The sequence below is a fragment of the Luteibacter sp. SVR4-7G genome (genome assembly GCF_056755555.1).
Genome location: NZ_JBPGXO010000017.1, coordinates 21,535 through 37,732, shown reverse-complemented (window position 1 = coordinate 37,732; position 16,198 = coordinate 21,535). Strand labels below are relative to the sequence as shown.

General features: G+C 64.2%; 12 protein-coding genes and 1 tRNA gene. 2 read left to right on the top strand and 11 right to left on the bottom strand.

Annotated features, from left to right (window positions below; all coding sequences use genetic code 11):
• Positions 1-79: 79 nt before the first annotated feature.
• Both ACR9ZH_RS08590 and ACR9ZH_RS08585 read right to left on the bottom strand, forming a co-directional pair.
• Positions 80-2,569 carry a protease pro-enzyme activation domain-containing protein gene (locus ACR9ZH_RS08590; protein ID WP_481290338.1) on the bottom strand — a complete coding sequence of 830 codons (2,490 nt, stop codon included), beginning with the start codon at positions 2,567-2,569 and terminating at the stop codon, positions 80-82.
• 337 nt (positions 2,570-2,906) lie between these two features.
• The gene (locus ACR9ZH_RS08585; protein WP_481290337.1) at positions 2,907-3,779 is read right to left on the bottom strand and encodes an AraC family transcriptional regulator; all 873 of its coding nucleotides are present in this window, start codon (positions 3,777-3,779) and stop codon (positions 2,907-2,909) included.
• Between the two features lie 136 nt (positions 3,780-3,915).
• Between ACR9ZH_RS08585 and ACR9ZH_RS08580 the strand changes: the two genes are divergently transcribed.
• Together ACR9ZH_RS08580 and ACR9ZH_RS08575 are read left to right on the top strand one after the other, a co-directional pair.
• Positions 3,916-5,766: a glycoside hydrolase family 35 protein gene (locus ACR9ZH_RS08580; protein WP_481290336.1), complete on the top strand. Its 1,851-nt coding sequence runs from the start codon at positions 3,916-3,918 to the stop codon at positions 5,764-5,766.
• 238 nt (positions 5,767-6,004) lie between these two features.
• Positions 6,005-7,930 (top strand): glycoside hydrolase family 76 protein, encoded by a 1,926-nt coding sequence (locus ACR9ZH_RS08575; protein ID WP_481290335.1) that lies wholly within the window; start codon positions 6,005-6,007, stop codon positions 7,928-7,930.
• A gap of 57 nt (positions 7,931-7,987) precedes the next feature.
• On the opposite strand, the gene ACR9ZH_RS08570 is transcribed toward ACR9ZH_RS08575, so the two are convergent.
• The 9 genes from ACR9ZH_RS08570 to nuoI form a co-directional block, all read right to left on the bottom strand.
• On the bottom strand, positions 7,988-8,749 hold the full coding sequence (locus ACR9ZH_RS08570) for a hypothetical protein (RefSeq protein WP_481290334.1): 762 nt from the start codon (positions 8,747-8,749) through the stop codon (positions 7,988-7,990).
• Positions 8,750-8,802: 53 nt separating this feature from the next.
• Positions 8,803-9,264 carry a YccF domain-containing protein gene (locus ACR9ZH_RS08565; RefSeq protein ID WP_481290333.1) on the bottom strand — a complete coding sequence of 154 codons (462 nt, stop codon included), beginning with the start codon at positions 9,262-9,264 and terminating at the stop codon, positions 8,803-8,805.
• A gap of 163 nt (positions 9,265-9,427) precedes the next feature.
• Positions 9,428-9,504: transfer RNA gene (locus tag ACR9ZH_RS08560), tRNA-Met, on the bottom strand.
• A 156-nt stretch (positions 9,505-9,660) separates the two neighbouring features.
• Positions 9,661-11,121 (bottom strand): NADH-quinone oxidoreductase subunit NuoN, encoded by a 1,461-nt coding sequence (gene nuoN / locus ACR9ZH_RS08555; protein WP_481290332.1) that lies wholly within the window; start codon positions 11,119-11,121, stop codon positions 9,661-9,663.
• 13 nt (positions 11,122-11,134) lie between these two features.
• Positions 11,135-12,646: an NADH-quinone oxidoreductase subunit M gene (locus tag ACR9ZH_RS08550; RefSeq protein ID WP_481290331.1), complete on the bottom strand. Its 1,512-nt coding sequence runs from the start codon at positions 12,644-12,646 to the stop codon at positions 11,135-11,137.
• 14 nt (positions 12,647-12,660) lie between these two features.
• Positions 12,661-14,727 carry an NADH-quinone oxidoreductase subunit L gene (gene nuoL, locus ACR9ZH_RS08545; RefSeq protein ID WP_481290330.1) on the bottom strand — a complete coding sequence of 689 codons (2,067 nt, stop codon included), beginning with the start codon at positions 14,725-14,727 and terminating at the stop codon, positions 12,661-12,663.
• A gap of 4 nt (positions 14,728-14,731) precedes the next feature.
• Entirely contained in the window at positions 14,732-15,037 is a 306-nt protein-coding gene (gene nuoK / locus ACR9ZH_RS08540) for an NADH-quinone oxidoreductase subunit NuoK (RefSeq protein WP_036112219.1), read from the bottom strand.
• On the bottom strand, positions 15,034-15,687 hold the full coding sequence (locus ACR9ZH_RS08535) for an NADH-quinone oxidoreductase subunit J (RefSeq protein ID WP_481290329.1): 654 nt from the start codon (positions 15,685-15,687) through the stop codon (positions 15,034-15,036). The genes nuoK and ACR9ZH_RS08535 overlap by 4 nt, the downstream gene beginning before the upstream one ends.
• Positions 15,688-15,706: 19 nt before the next feature.
• Complete coding sequence (gene nuoI, locus ACR9ZH_RS08530; RefSeq protein ID WP_481290328.1) at positions 15,707-16,198, bottom strand: NADH-quinone oxidoreductase subunit NuoI; 492 nt, start codon at positions 16,196-16,198, stop codon at positions 15,707-15,709.

Sequence of the window (16,198 nt, the reverse complement as noted above, 5' to 3'; positions counted from 1 at the left end):
AAGCTGTCGCGCGCAGGGCGCGCTCCTACAAAAAAAGGCGCCGGCTCTTGCTAGCCGGCGCCTCCAAATCACTCTCAGCTTAGTTGGTCCAGGTAGCCTTCAACGTCACTCCCGAGAACGCGGCGTAGGCATTGAGCATCACGTAATACGTGCCCGGCGTCGGCGCGGTGGCCGTGCAGCTTTCCGTGTTGCCCGTGACGTACGGACGGCAGTCGTAGGTCGAAAGCGTCGGAGCGGCGCCGAGCCGCACGTAGAGGTCGGCATCGCCGGTACCGCCTGAAATCGCGATCTTCAGGTTGGTCGCACCGGACGGTACCGTGACCGTGTAGTTCAGCTGTCCGTTCTTCGCTGCCGAAAGACCGGTCACGGCCACGCCGTTCTGCAACACGTTGCCGCCGCCACCGGAGCCGACCGTCACCGACGAAGTCTTGGTGTTGCTCGACCCGCCGTTGTCGGTCACCGTCTCGCTCACCGTATAGGTGCCGGCGGCCGCGTAGGTGTGGCTCGGATTCGTGGACGTGGACGTGGCGCCGTCACCGAAGTTCCAGGAGTGCGAAGCGATGCTGCCGTCGCTGTCCGTGGAGCTGTCGGTGAAGGTGGCAGTGAGGCCACTGGTGGCGACACTGAAATTCGCCACGGGCGGCGTGTTGCCGCCACCGCCGCCGCTCACCCAGTTGGCTTGCGCGTAGGCGTTGAGCGCGGCGATGTTGAAGCTGCCGAAACCCGTGGCCTCGTCGAAACCGGTGGATGCGGTATAGCCATGGCCCTGGTAGCCATTGTTGCCCGAGGTTACGTCGTGCAACAGCGAGGCCTGCGCGGGGAAGGCCTGGTAGAACTTCGAGGCAGGGAAACCGATGGCATTGTTCGCCGCCGATTCGATGCGTGCGAAGGCACCCACGAACAACGGCGAAGCAAGACTGGTACCGCCCACCTGATAGGTCGACCCGTTCGCGACGATGAGCGCGCCCGATGCCGACGCGGCATCGAACGCCACGTCCGGACCGACGCGCTTCGTCGAACTGCTGACCGACGTCTGCCACGACGGGGCGGTCTCGTACAGGCTGGTACCGCCACCGGTGGCCCAGAGGCGCAGGTTGTTGTAGGTCGGCGGCGAAACAGCCGAAAGGCCTTCGTTCCACACCGTCTCGCCGGTCCAGCTGGTGCCGCTGGTGGACAAGGTCGTGCCACCGACCTGGATCACGTACGGCGAGCTCGCGGGTTCGCTGACCGAGTAGTGGTTGAGATCGATCTTCACCGTGCCGGCCGAGTTGGCGACATAGCCCGGCGAGCCCGACTGCGGGTCGGCCGACCACTGGTACACGCCCGCATCGCCGGATGCCACCGAGAAGGTCTGGCCCTGCGCGACGGCCTGCTGGAAGATGGTGTCGTCGGCCGCCTGCGTACCGGACTGCTCGGCCGCGGTCTCGTCTTCGCCGAGCGAGACATTGATCAGCTTCGCCTGGTTATCGGTCACCGCGCGATTGAACGTGGCGGTGATGCCTGCGTTGGTGATGCCTCCGGAACTCGAGTCGCCGTTGGCCGACGTATAGAAGATCAGATGCTGCACACCGCCGGCGATGCCCACGATGTCCTGGCTGTCCAGCGACCATTCCACGTTGGAGTCGGGGTCGTTCGCGAACGTACCGGTGCCGACCTTGGTGATCGTGGCATTCACCGTCGGCAGGCCGGCGCTGGCCGTATAACTGTTGAGGTCCGTCACGGTCTGCGTGACCGAGCCCCAGGTGATGACGGCGACGGTCGTGTTGGTCGCAGCCGGCACACCGCTGGCACCGTAGATCGCCGCGAAGTCCTGCGGATGATGCGAACTGACTGCCGCGGCGGCCTGCGTGGTCATCGATGAACCCGGCACGACAACGTCGGCGGGCTTGTACACGTGGTTTAGCGGACGCTTCACGGACACGTTCTGCAGACCGAGCACCGACTGCACGGAGTCGCCCAGCGCGGCGGGCACGAGGGCCGGCGTATCGTTCGCGAAGTATTCGCGGCCGTTCGCATTGAAGCGCTTGATCGACGTGTGGAAACCGTTGACCGCGGCACCGGCGTTACCGTCCGCCGAGATCAGCAGGTTGTTGGGCGCCACGTCGATGTTGCTGAAGCCCGCATGGCGCAGGTGCGCCACGACCTTGTCGACCTGCGCCTGCGTCGGCGCAAAGCGCTCCTTGAACTGCTCCGGCGTGAGGAATTTTCCGTACTGGGGGTTGCCCGGCGTGGTCACGGCCGCGAGGAACGATTCCAACTGGTCGGCGTTGCGCAGCTTGAGGCTGACCGAGATGTGCAACGGCTGGTCGGCGGCCATCGCCGTGACGGCCGCGCCATCGATGTGCGGGGAGCCGGTCATGTTCAGGGCGTAGCCCGAAGCCGTGGGCGTACCCGTGGTGGCCGCCGCGGCCAGTGTCTGCGTGCCCGCGACGGGTAGCATCGCGGCTTGCGTACGCGTGGATACCCAGGTGTCTTCCGCGTGCGCGGAAAGGGTGGACATCGCCAGCGCGATGGCCGCGGTCAGTACTGTCTTGCGAGAGATCCCAGAAGCAAAAGCATCGATCTTCATGAGTGATCCTTCCATTAGCCCGTAGATTGCTTCCGCCAAGGCGGAAGCCCTGACACTGCAGGCGTTCTGGATTGGGCGTCACCTTCCCCGTCGGCCGGTGCATCCACCGGCCGCTTCGCGATTCGCAGGAAATTGCGCTGCCCCACCCTTCCCGCCACTTGCTCCCCCTGTCCTTTGAGCAATGGCGCCGCAATCTTTCGCGGGGCTTTCGTGAAGCTCGAACGGTCGCGAGCGAAGCGAAAGTCCGTGACGCGGCGCCCAAAATAAGACCATGCAGAATCGGCAGCCGAGGTGTCGGCGCCAGGGAGCACTTGGTCAGCAGCGGCGACTCCGCAAGTTATTGCGCAAGCGGAAGGAAGATGTCGGTCACCGCCTCGTGCTCCGGGACATCGGGAAAGAAGGCGACGCGACGGAGGAACAGGGGCGCGTCGCCCGGCTCTTCGCCGCTTCCGGTAAGCCACTCGCCGTAAAGGAAACGGATGGCATCGCCCAGGAGGGCATCGGATCCGGTATGGCGCAGCATCGCGCAGCGCCCGCCCGGGATCCGCGCAGCGACGACTCCGGTGTCGTTCGCCCCCACTCCGTCGCATGACACGCACAGGTCGAGACGATAGGTTTCCGGCGGTGTCGTTTCGGGATCGTCGTAGAGGATGTTCCAGGTGGCGTTATTCGAAGGCGGCAGCCCATTGGCACGCCGCCACGAAATGAAGCGGCGGATGGTCTCGCCGATGCGCTCCGGAGGGCCCACGTGCGAAAGGCACGCGACCGCCGTCTCGGGGAAATCCACGATGCGCACATCGTCGGCATGGTGTCTTACAGGCATATGGAACCTCCTTGCTTCATCGAGTTCACGCCACGCCGTGGCCCAGACGCGCCAGTCGGGTGCTTCACGGAACGCCGCCGGGGATTGTCCGAGCCGCTGCCGGAATGCACGCGAAAATGCTTCCGGGCTCTCATACCCGGCATCCAGGGCAACGTCCGTCAAGGACACCCCGGGGCGGAAGGCCGCCTGCCATGCCGCGCGTTTGAAGCGGGAAAGCTGCACATAACGGTGCACCGGCAGCCCGGTGAGCGCCGAGAAGCGGCGGTGGAAATGCTGAGGCGAATACGCCGCTACGCCCGCCAGGACGTCCAGCGACAGTTCGCCGTCCAGATGGCTGTCGACATATTCGAGCACACGGCGGAAGCGCTGTTGGGATGGATCGGTCATGCACGAAGCGTAACGGGGCCGCACCCCGCGCGCATGACCGATCTTGCTGGACGTCGGATCAGGAAGCGTTGCAGCTTGCTTGCGATATGAACCGCAGCCTATGTACCTTCGGAAGCTTCTCAACGTGGAGGCTGTCGTGAAGCGCCTGAGCCTGCTCCTTTCGACCTGCATCGTCGCTTCGGCGGCCTTTTCCACTACCGTCCTGGCCGCTGCGCCACCGCACTTCGCGGTGAAGGACGGGCACTTCCTCCTCGACGGCAAGCCCTACGTCATCCGCTCGGGCGAGATGCACTATCCGCGCATCCCCCGCGCCGACTGGCGCGATCGCATGCGCAAGGCCAAGGCGATGGGACTCAATACCATCACCACCTACGCGTTCTGGAACGTCAGCGAGCCCGAGCCCGGCAAATTCGATTTCAGCGGAAACAATGACATTGCCGCCTTCGTGCGCACCGCGCAGGAAGAAGGATTGAACGTGATCGTACGCCCGGGTCCGTTCGTATGCGCCGAATGGGAGTTCGGCGGCTTTCCCGCCTGGCTGCTGCGCACTCCGGGACTGCGGGTCCGTTCCTACGATCCACGCTTCCTCGAGGCCAGCGCAGCCTGGTTCAAGCGCCTCGGCAAGGAACTCGCTCCGCTGATGAGCACGCGGGGCGGCCCCATCCTGATGGCGCAGGTGGAAAACGAATACGGTTACGTCGGTAACGATCGCGATTACATGGAAGCGATCCGCAAGCAGATGGTCGACGCAGGCTTCGACGTGCCCCTCTTCATGTCCAATGGCCCCGGACCGACCTGGATGAGCCGAGGCACGCTTCCTGGCATCGTTTCGGTCATCAACTTCACGGGCGACGCGGCGAAGACGGAGCGTGCCTTCCAGCGCTCCGAGTCTTCCATGAAGGGCATGCCGCGCATGTCCGGCGAGTACTGGACAGGCTGGTACGACCGCTGGAGCGAGCCGCACAAGACCCGCTCGACGGAGGAAGTGACCGGTGCCGTGGGCTGGATGCTGGACCATGACGTCTCCTTCAACCTTTACATGGTCGACGGCGGGACGAATTTCGGCTGGATGAATGGCGCAAACAACGAGGAGAACCATTATCTGCCGGTGACCACCAGTTACGACTACGATTCGCCCATCGACGAAGCCGGCCGGATAACACCGAAGTACATGGCGTTCCGGAAGGTCATCGCGGCACATTTGCCCAAGGGCGAAACACTGCCTCCCGTACCGGCCTCGTCGCCGACGATCGCCATCCCCCGCTTCGAACTGGGCGAGTCGGTCGGCCTGCTCGACGCCCTGCCCCGCCTGTCCAAAGCGCAGACCACCGTCACGCCGCAGGGCATGGAAGCCTTCGGCCAGAACTACGGCCTCATCCTTTATCGAAAGAAGCTGGCATCGGCTGCGAACGGCAAGCTGGAAGTGGACGACGTGCACGACTACGCCACGATCCTCGCCGACGGAAAGCCGCTCGGAACACTCTCGCGTGGCAAGCAGGAACACGAGCTGCCGGTGAACCTCACGGCCGGCAGCACGCTCGACCTGCTGGTCGAAAACATGGGCCGCATCAACATCGACCCGGGCATGGCGGACGAGAACAAGGGCATCACCGGCTCGGTCCTGATCGGCGGCCTGGACCTCACGAACTGGTCCGTCTATCCCCTGCCGCTGGACGATCTCTCCGGCCTGTCCTTCAAGGCGGGCGCACAACCGCAGGGCCCCGCCTTCTGGCATGGCTCCTTCGAACTTTCCAAGGTCGGCGGAGGCACCTTCCTCGACATGCGTGGCTGGAACAAGGGCAATGCCTGGATCAACGGCCACCACCTCGGCCGCTTCTGGAGCGTCGGCCCCCAGCGCACGCTTTACGTGCCGCCGTCTTGGTTGCGCGAGGGGCGCAACGAGGTCGTCGTGCTCGAGATGCAAAGCGGCGGATCGCACGCCCTTGTCGGCCTGAAGGACCCTGTGTTCTCCACCGGCGGGAAGTAAGAGGCCTCACATGTGCATCCAGGCGCGGCCCATGGCGGGCGCCTGGGGTTGACCGGGGTCTCACTATTCGCCGACCGCCTCTGCCACACTGGGCAGATCGCACGGGCCGTTTCAAATTTAGACGTCTAAATGGCCTATGCAAGCAGTTTCCGTGCCGGATCACCGCCCACGGTCCGGCCGTACTGCAGGGGGAGTCGTAGGCCCCGTTCGTGGGTGTCCAATGAGGAGCACTTCAGACGTGAACCTGAAGATCGAGTTTTCCGGACTGCGCCTGCGATGCCAGGCGCTGTTGGCCGTGGCCGGCCTTACTGCGCTGGCCGCCTCCTTCCCCGTCGCGGCAGCGGACCGGGCCGCCCCATCCACTCCTCACGCCGACGGACCGGCGGCCATGGCCCGTGCCAGGGTGGCAGCGGATGTGTTGATGGGTTCCTATGACCCCGGGAAGGCCTGGTTCCCGTCCAGCTGGTGGAATTCCGCAGTCGCCTTGCAGACGATCGGCGACTACATGCAGCGCACCGGCGATCGCCGCTACCTCAGCCAGCTGGACAATACCTTCGAGAAGGACAAGGGCGCGTTCCCCGCCGGCGAGCTGTCGGGCGACCCCCTGCTCGGCAATTTCACCAGCCGGGCCATCGACGATTCCGAATGGTGGGGCCTGACGTGGCTGCAGGCATACGACCTTACCGGCAACCCCAAGTACCTGGACATGGCGGTCACCATCGCCAATTACGTCTATGGCTACTGGGACAGCAGCACTTGCGGCGGTGGCGTCTGGTGGAATGCGGAACGCACCTACAAGAATGCCATCACCAATGGACTGTGGATTCGACTCACCGCTGAACTGCACAACCGGATTCCCGGCGACACCTTGTGGTTGAGCCGCTCGCGCACGGCCTGGTCGTGGTTCCAGGGCAGCGGCATGATCAATGCCGATGGACTGGTCAACGATGGTCTCACCGACGCGTGCACCAACAACGGCCAGAACGTGTGGACCTACAACCAGGGCCTGGCGATCGGCGGCGGCCTGGAACTGTGGCGCGCCACGAAAGACCCGAACGTCCTGGCCACGGTGAAACGGCTCGCCGATGCCGCGATCGGTCCGGACGGCCTGGTCAGCGACGGCACCCTGACCGAGACCTGCGATGCCACGGACCAGACCTGCGACGACAACGCCAAGCAGTTCAAGGGCATCTTCATGCGTTACTGGACCGACCTCGTCGACACGACGCATGATCGCCGGTACGCGACCTTCCTCGACGAGCAGGCCGAGACGGTCTGGAACAAAGACCGCGACGCCGCCGGCCGGCTCGGCACCCGCTGGTCCGGCGCCAGTTCCGACGATCATCCGAACGTATTCGACTGGCGCACCCAGGCCAGCGCGCTCAGCGCCCTGATCGGTGCCGTCCCCAGGGCGATACCGTTGGCCTCGCTGGCCGCGACCATGTCGCCGGCGCAACCGGTGATCATGCCCTCCGCCTCGGGTGCCACGAAGCTCGGCATCGATCTCGGCGCATCGGCCACCGGGTTCTTCCCGCTGATTGCCGTCGCTTCCATCGATGCCCCCTCGGGGTGGAGCGCCTCGCCCCGCGCCACCCTGTTGCCGCTTCAGCCGCACGGCAACGCGGTCCCGGTCACCCGCACCGTTCCCTTGACGGTCACCGTGCCTGCCTCGGCAACGGACGGACACCACCTGGTCACCGCCAACCTGTCAGCCGCAGGTCTGCGTTTCAGCACCCAGGCCGACGTGCTGGTGGCGCATAAGATCGATTTCGATACGGGCACGGTCGACGAGAATCCGTGGCTGTTCGATCCCGATCACTCGCAGAGCAACGGCGTACAGAATCGCTTCGCCGACGGGAACGCGCACTTCACCTATCGCTTTCCGCTCCCGGCCGACACCGCTACCGCGCAGGTCACGCTCACCATCGACGCGGAATTCCTGGTGCAGGTCAGTCCGGACAACGAGCACTGGACGACGGTATTGCAGGAAACCCGGCCTATTACCGACGGGTCGAACAAAGCCGACCGCAGCATCGACCTGACGCCGTACCTCGGGACCAGTGCAGACGGCTCCAGGCCTGTGTACCTCAAGGTCTCGGACGCCTTCCCCAATGACGGCTGGGGCGGGCGCGTGTATCACGTGACGGCGAACATCGTGCAGTGACTCGCTGGATGCCTCCGTCCTCGATGATTGAAGGACGGAGGCATCCGTCTGGCCGGGTCACGCCTTGATCAAGGCCTTGCGACGCAGGAGAAAGATGATCGCGCCAATGGGCAGCGAGACACCGAGCATCCAGGGACCATAAGGCGCGGAAAACACCGATGAACCCAGCAACTGGAAAGACACCGGTGAGAAACTTGCCTGTCCCGTCGTCCAGTTGAAGTGCACGGTGACCGCACCGACCAGGGTGAACAATGCCCAGAGGACCTTGCGGCGGCGCATGGGCGTGCGGATGCAGACAACGCACGCCGCGATGCAGAACAACGGCGATGCCACCGCAAGGGCAAGCATGAGCAGGTGCAGTGCACCCTTGTTCCGCAAGGTGAAGGCATTGATCTGCTCGAGCGAGTGCTTGAACACCTGGCCATGGATAGCCACGACCTTGGCCTCGCTTCCCTTCTTCAGGATGACCGTGGTCGCGACGAGCCACTCGCCCTGGAATTCATATTCGTAAGTAAGGTCGTAGCGACGCTCGCCGCTCTGGATGTGCGTGGTCGCACCCACCACCTTCACCGAGCGCGGCTCCCCCTTGGGAAACTCGGCAGCCCAGGCGGTGAATTGTTCGTCCGTCACCCCGTCCTGAACCGACGACGCAAGCAGGGCGCGAAGCGCCTCGATGCGGCCGCCACGCCAGTCGTCGATGGCTTGTTTCGCTATCTCCGCCTCGGGATGCGGCGTAAATTTCGCGATGAGCGCATCCTGATTGCAGGCCGCCAGGGCGAGGCTCATGACGAGCACGAAGAGACTACCCATCCATTTCATGTCATGCATCCAAGGTATCGCCGTTGACCGCGGTGGCCTCGTCTGAAGTGACCTCACGCGGCGCCGCGCATCCTCCGCACGGTCGCATCGGCGTTGTACCGGCGCGATGCGTCGGCCAGGTCGCTGCTGACGACGGTCTTGCCGATGGGCGCGAGGGCGATGCCGGCGAGCTTGAGGTGCTGGATGCCGAAAGGAATGCCGATGATCGTCAGGCAGCATGCCACCGCCGAGCACAGATGGCCGATGGCCAGCCACAGGCCCGCGAAGACAAACCAGATGATGTTCCCGAGCGTGCCGAACACACTGGTACCGATGTCGCCGCGGCCGGAAAGCTGCTCGCGGTCCACGGCTTCCTTCCCGAACGGGAAGAAGGCGAACGTGCCGATGACGAAGCAGGACCGCGCCCAGGGAATGCCGACGATGGTGATCAGAGCGACCAACCCCGCGAGCCACCAGCCAAGCCCCATCACCAGGCCACCGAAGACGAACCAGATGATGTTTCCAATCGTGCGCATGCCGCTACTCCTTGTGGATTCGGGGAAAACTTAATCCCCGTGCGCACGCGCCGCATGTGCCGGTCGACCTCCCGTCTGGTGGACTCCATGACTCGGGTCCGCGATGGCGGGTGACCTATTGGAAAAAGAAAAGGCGCGAACCGAAGTTCGCGCCTTATAAAGCTGGTAGCGGGGGTAGGATTCGAACCTACGACCTTCGGGTTATGAGCCCGACGAGCTGCCAGACTGCTCCACCCCGCATCAGAGTCAGCAAGTATATGGAGGTGGCCGGATTCTTGCAAGCCCCTTTCTTACGAGCGTGCGAAAAAATTTCCGCACGGCTCTGCTATTCCAGGCAGGCATAAAAAAGGGCGCCGTATGCGACGCCCTTTTGTTCTGCGTTTTCTTTTCGCGGACTCAGCCCGCGAACGCCCTCTGGCACCAGGCCAGCAGCGGCGCCCAGGTGAAGCCGAGCACCAGCAGTGCGAGTGCGTTGATCGACAGCACCCAGCGAGCCGGTGCGTCGGCGCGTGCGTGCACGTCCTTACCTTCCGCCGGCGCGTCGAAGTACATCACCTTGACCACGCGCAGGTAGTAGTACAGGCCGATGATGGCGAATACGGCGCCCACAACGGCCAGCCAGAGCATGCCGGCGTCGATGGCGGCCTTCAGTACCAGCAGCTTGCCGAAGAAGCCGAACAGCGGCGGCACGCCGGCCAGCGAGAACATCACCAGCAGCATCATGAAGGCGAACCACGGCGAACGCTGGTTCAGGCCGCGCAGGTCGTCGATCTCTTCGCATTCGAAGCCCGAGCGCGACAGCACCAGGATCATGCCGAAGGCCGCTGCGCTGGTGAGCGCGTAGCTCACCGCATAGAACATCGAGGCCGAGTAGCCCTCCGGGCCCGCGTTCACCAGGCCGACCAGCAGGTAGCCCATGTGCGAGATGGTCGAATAGGCCAGCAGGCGCTTCAGGTTCGACTGCACGATGGCCACGAGGTTACCGATGGCCAGCGACAGCACCGCCAGCACGGCCAGCATCATCTGCCACTGCGGGGCCAGGCCCGTCGTGCCCCCGGCGATGTCGCCCATGCCGGTGGACAGCAAGCGGTAGGCCATGCCGAAGGCCGCCAGCTTCTGCGCCGAACCGATGAACACGGTCACGGCGGTCGGCGAGCCCTGGTAGACGTCCGGAATCCACATGTGGAACGGCGCGGCACCCAGCTTGAAGCCGATGCCCACGATCATGAAGACCAGACCGAACAGCAACAGCGTCTTCCACTCGGCGCCGACGATGGCGGCATGGATCGTGTGCAGGTCGAGGCTGTGCGTGGCGCCGTAGACCATCGACATGCCGTACAGCAGCATGCCCGAGGCCAGCGCGCCCAGGACGAAGTACTTGATGGCCGCTTCCGAGGACAGGCGCGAATCGCGGTTCAGGGCGACCAGCGCATACGACGAGAGCGTAAGCAGCTCGAGGCCCAGGTACACCGTGACCAGGCTGCCGGCGGACACCAGGAACATGATGCCGACGGTGGCGAAGATCGACAGCGTATAGAACTCGCCGAACGGAATCGCCCGCTCTTTCAGGTACGGCCGTGCGTAGACGAAGATCACCGCCATGATCAGCAGCGAGAACAGCTTCAGCACCTCGGCCACGCCGTCGCGGACGAACATGCCGCTGAAGGCCGTCACGGGGCTCTCCGGCTGGCCGCTGACGACGAGGTAGGCACCGACCAGCACCACCAGGATGGAAAGCCAGTGCACCGTGCCCTTCTGGGCCGGCTTCAGGTACGCATCCAGAAGGAGCAGCACGCAAGCCGCCAGAACGAGGTAAACCTCGGGGAGCAGGATCAGGATGTCGTTGATACTCGGCATGGATAGTTCCCGCTCAGACTTTGGTGATGGCCAGCTGCTCGACGATACGAGCAACGGACGCATCCATCAGGTGGACCAGCGGCTCCGGCCAGACGCCGAGGACCAGCACGCCGGCCGCGAAGGCGCCCAGCACGAAGATCTCGCGACCGTTGACGTCCTTCAGTTCCGCCACGTGCTTGTTCTTGATGTCGCCCCAGAGCACGCGCTTCACCATCCACAACGTGTAGGCCGCGCCGATGATCAGGGTGAAGGCGCCAAACAGCGCGATCCACGGATTGGCGCTGAACGAGGCCAGGATGACCATGAACTCGCCGACGAAACCGCTGGTGCCCGGCAGGCCGCTGTTGGCCATGGCGAACAACACGTAGAACGGCGCGAAGATCGGCATGACGTTGATGACGCCGCCGTAGTCCTTGATCTGGCGCGTATGCATGCGGTCGTAAAGCACGCCGATGCAGGTAAACATCGCGCCGGAAATGAAGCCGTGCGAGATCATCTGCACCATCGCGCCCTGCATGCCGAGGCGGGCGGCATCGGGGTTGTTCGTTTCGCGAACCAGCAGGAAGCCGATGAAGATGCCCATCGTGACGAAGCCCATGTGGGCGATCGACGAATAGGCCACCAGCTTCTTCATGTCCTGCTGCACCAGCGCGATGTAGCCGATGTAGCAGACCGCGATCAGGCTCAGCACGATCACCAGCCAGGCGAACTCGTGCGAGGCGTCCGGCGTGATGGGCAGGCTGAAGCGCAGGAAACCGTAGCCGCCGATCTTCAGCATGACCGCCGCCAGCACCACCGAACCGCCGGTAGGCGCCTCGACGTGGGCGTCGGGTAGCCAGGTGTGCACCGGCACCATCGGCACCTTGATCGCGAAGCCCAGCAGGAAGGCGAAGAACAGCCAGCTCTGCTCGGTCAGCGTCAGGTGGACGTTGGCCATGTCCGCGATGGCGAAGCTGCCGCCGGTCTTGTGGTACAGGTAAATCAGGCCGATCAGCATGAAGATCGAGCCGAAGAACGTGTAGATGAAGAACTTCAGCGTGGCGTAGACGCGGCGCGGGCCACCCCAGATGCCGATGATGATGAACATCGGGATCAGCATGGCTTCGAAGAAGACGTAGAACAGCAGCGCGTCCGTGGCGCAGAACACGCCGATCATCATGCCTTCCAAAGCCAGCATCGCGGCCATGTACTGGTGCGGCTTGTTCTGGATGATTTCCCACGCGCCCACGATCACCAGGATCTGGACGAAGGTCGTGAGGATGATCAGGGCGATCGAGATGCCGTCTACCGCGAGCGAGTAGTTGATGCCGAGCGACGGGATCCAGCTCATCGATTCGCCCAGCTGGAGCGTACCGGTGGTGGCGTCGTAGGCAGGCAGGAGGGCCAGGCTGGCGGCAAAGGTGGCGACCGCGACCAGCAGCGAGATCCATCGGGCGAGGCCAGGCCGGCCGGCGCCGGCGAGCAGCACCGGAATGGCGCCGACGACCGGGAGCCAGATCAGCAGGCTGAGCAAGTGATTCGACATAGAGCTCGTTTCCCTTATTGCCCGATCAGCCAGTACCCGCCGAGGAGCAGGATCAGACCGAGGATCATGGCGAACGCGTAGTGGAAGAGGAATCCGGATTGCAGGCGGCGGGTGCCGCTGGCGATGCGCTGCACGAGGTTGGCGGAACCGTTGACGACGGCACCGTCGATGATGGCGGCATCGCCCACCTTCGAGAGGCCTTCACCCAGCTTCACGCCTCCCTTCGCGAACACCGCGAAGTAGAGTTCGTCGATCCAGTATTTGCGGTCGAGCAGCGTGTACACCGGCTTCAGCGCGTTCTTCGCCTTGTCGGCGACGGACGGGTTGAACAGGTACACGTAGGTGGCCACGGCGAAGCCGGCGAAGGCCAGCCAGAACGGCGCGGCGGCGAAGCCGTGCAGAGCCATGGCGAGCGCGCCGTGGAACTCATGGGCGAGCTCACCCAGCACGTTGTTGGCCTCGTCCACGTGGATGGCCTTGCCGAACCAGTCGCCGAACAGCATCGGGCCCACGGTGAAGAAGCCGATGAGGACCGACGGAATGGCCAGCAGCACCAGCGGCACCGTCACCACCCAGGGCGACTCGTGCGGCGCGTGCTCGAGCACGCCCGGCTCGTGGTGCGGATCTTCCTTGTGCGTGTCGCCATGGGCATCGTCGTGCGCCGCATGCGCATCGTGGTGGCCATGCCCGTGGGCGTGGTGGCTGACCGTGAAGCGTTCCTTCCCGTGGAAGGTCATGTAGAGCAGGCGGAAACTGTACAGCGAGGTGACGAACACGCCCGCGAGCACACAGAAGTATGCGTAACCGGCGCCCCAGCGATGCGATTCGCCGACGGCCTCGATGATGGCGTCCTTCGAATAGAAGCCGGCGAAGAACGGCGTACCGGCGAGCGCCAGCGAACCGATCCACATCGTGATCCAGGTGACCGGCATGTACTTGCGCAGGCCGCCCATGTAGCGCATGTCCTGCTCGTGGTGCATGCCGATGATGACCGAGCCGGCGCCGAGGAACAGCAGCGCCTTGAAGAAGGCGTGGGTCATCAGGTGGAACACGGCGCCGCTATAGGCGGATACGCCGAGCGCCACGGTCATGTAGCCGAGCTGCGAGAGCGTCGAGTACGCGATCACGCGCTTGATGTCGTTCTGCACGATGCCGATCAGGCCGGTGAACAGCGCCGTGGTGGAGCCGATCACGAGGATGAACGACAGCGCGGCATCGGTCAGCTCGAACAGCGGCGACATGCGGGCGACCATGAAGATGCCCGCGGTCACCATCGTGGCGGCATGGATGAGCGCCGAAATGGGGGTCGGGCCTTCCATCGAGTCGGGCAGCCACACGTGCAGCGGCACCTGGGCCGACTTGCCCATGGCACCGATGAACAGCAGCACGCCGATCACCGTGGCGGCATCCCACGCGTGGTTCTGCGTGATCTGCAGCGTCTTGCCGACAAGCTCCGGTGCGTGATCGAAGGCGGTCTGGTAGTCCAGCGTGCCCAGGAAGTACAGGATCGCCGAGATGCCGAGCAGGAAACCGAAGTCCCCCACACGGTTGACCAGGAAGGCCTTGAGGTTGGCGAAGATCGCCGTGGGGCGCTTGTACCAGAAGCCGATCAGCAGGTAAGACACCAGGCCCACCGCTTCCCAGCCGAAGAACAGCTGCATGAAGTTGTTGCTCATGACGAGCATCAACATCGAGAAGGTAAACAGCGAGATGTAGCTGAAGAAGCGCTGGTAGCCCGGGTCGTCCGCCATGTAGCCGATGGTGTACAGGTGCACCAGCAGCGACACGAAGGTGACCACCACCATCATCATGGCGGTGAGGCGGTCGACCATGAAGCCGACGGAGGCGTGGAAGCGGCCGATCTCGAACCAGGTGTAGACGTCCTGGTTGAGGTTCTGCGCCCCGCCCCAGACCAGCTGGTACAGCACGTAGAACGACAGGCCGCAGGCGATCGCCACGCCGAGGATGGTCGCGGTGTGCGCCCCTGCCCGGCCGATCGTCCTGCCGAACAGGCCGGCCAGGATCGAGCCCACCAGCGGCGCGAGGGCGATCGTCAGCAGGATTGAAAGCGAAAGACTCATCGGATCAACCCTTCATGCTGTCGATTTCGGCGACGTTGATCGTGCTGCGGTTGCGGAACAGCAGGACCAGGATCGCCAGGCCGATGGCGGATTCCGCCGCGGCCACGGTGAGGATGAAGAACACGAACACCTGGCCGCCCACGTCGCCGAAGAAGCGCGAGAAGGCCACGAAGTTGGTGTTCACCGCGAGGAGCATCAGCTCGATCGCCATGAGCAGCACGATCACGTTCTTGCGATTGATGAACAGGCCGGCGACGGCGATGCAGAACAGGATCGCGCCGAGGACGATGTAATGGGAAAGCGTGATCACGGGGCGTTCTCCTGCGGGGGCACGACGACCGGTGCCGGTGACACCGATGCCTGCTGCTCGACGGCAACCTTCACGATGCGGACGCGGTCGGCAGCCTTCACGGCCACCTGCTGCGAGGCGGACTGATGGCGCACGCCCAGGCGCTGGCGCAGGGTCAGGGCCACCGCGGCGACGATGCCCACGGTCAGGATCAGCGCGGCGATCTCGAACGGCAGCAGGAACTCGGTGTAGAGCGCCTGGCCCAGCCACGCGACGTTGGAATCGCCGGCGGGGTTGGGGCCGAGGGTGTGCGCGTGCATCGCCTTCACGCCGATCATCGCGAGCATTTCGGCCAGCATGACCGCGGCGACCACGATGCCCACCGGCAGGTAGCGGATGAAGCCCTCGCGGACCGCCTCCTGCTTGATGTCGAGCATCATCACCACGAAGAGGAACAGCACCATCACCGCGCCCACGTAGACCACCACGAGGGCGATGGCGAGGAACTCCGCTTCGGCCAGCAGCCATACGCAGGCCATGCTGAAGAAGGTCAGCACCAGCGAGAGCACGGCATGCACCGAGTTCTTCACCGAGATGACCATCAGGCCGCCGATGACGGCCACGGCGCCGAAGAAGTAGAAACAGATGAGTTGAAGCAGGTCGGTATTCATCGCATGGTTCTCCGGGCGCTCAGCGGTACGCCGCGTCCTGAGCGCGGGCGGCAGCGATGTCCTGCTCGAAACGGTCGCCGATGGCCAGCAGCTGGGCCTTCGTCACCACGTTCTCGCCACGATGTTCGAAGTGGTACTCGTGCACGTGCGTCTCGACGATCGAGTCGACCGGGCAGCTCTCTTCGCAGAAGCCGCAGAAGATGCACTTGAACAGGTCGATGTCGTAGCGCGTGGTACGGCGCTGGCCGTCCTCGGCGCGCGGGGCCGAATCGATGGTGATCGCCAGCGCCGGGCACACCGCCTCGCACAGCTTGCACGCGATGCAGCGCTCTTCGCCGTTGGCGTAACGGCGCAGGGCGTGCAGGCCGCGGAAGCGGTTCGACTTGGGGATGTGCTCCATCGGGTAGCGCATCGTGTACTTCGGCTTGAACATGTAGCGCATGGTCAGCGCCATGCCCTGGAGCAGCTCGATGAGCAGGAGGCTCTTGAAGTAATGGGTAACGCGGGTCAT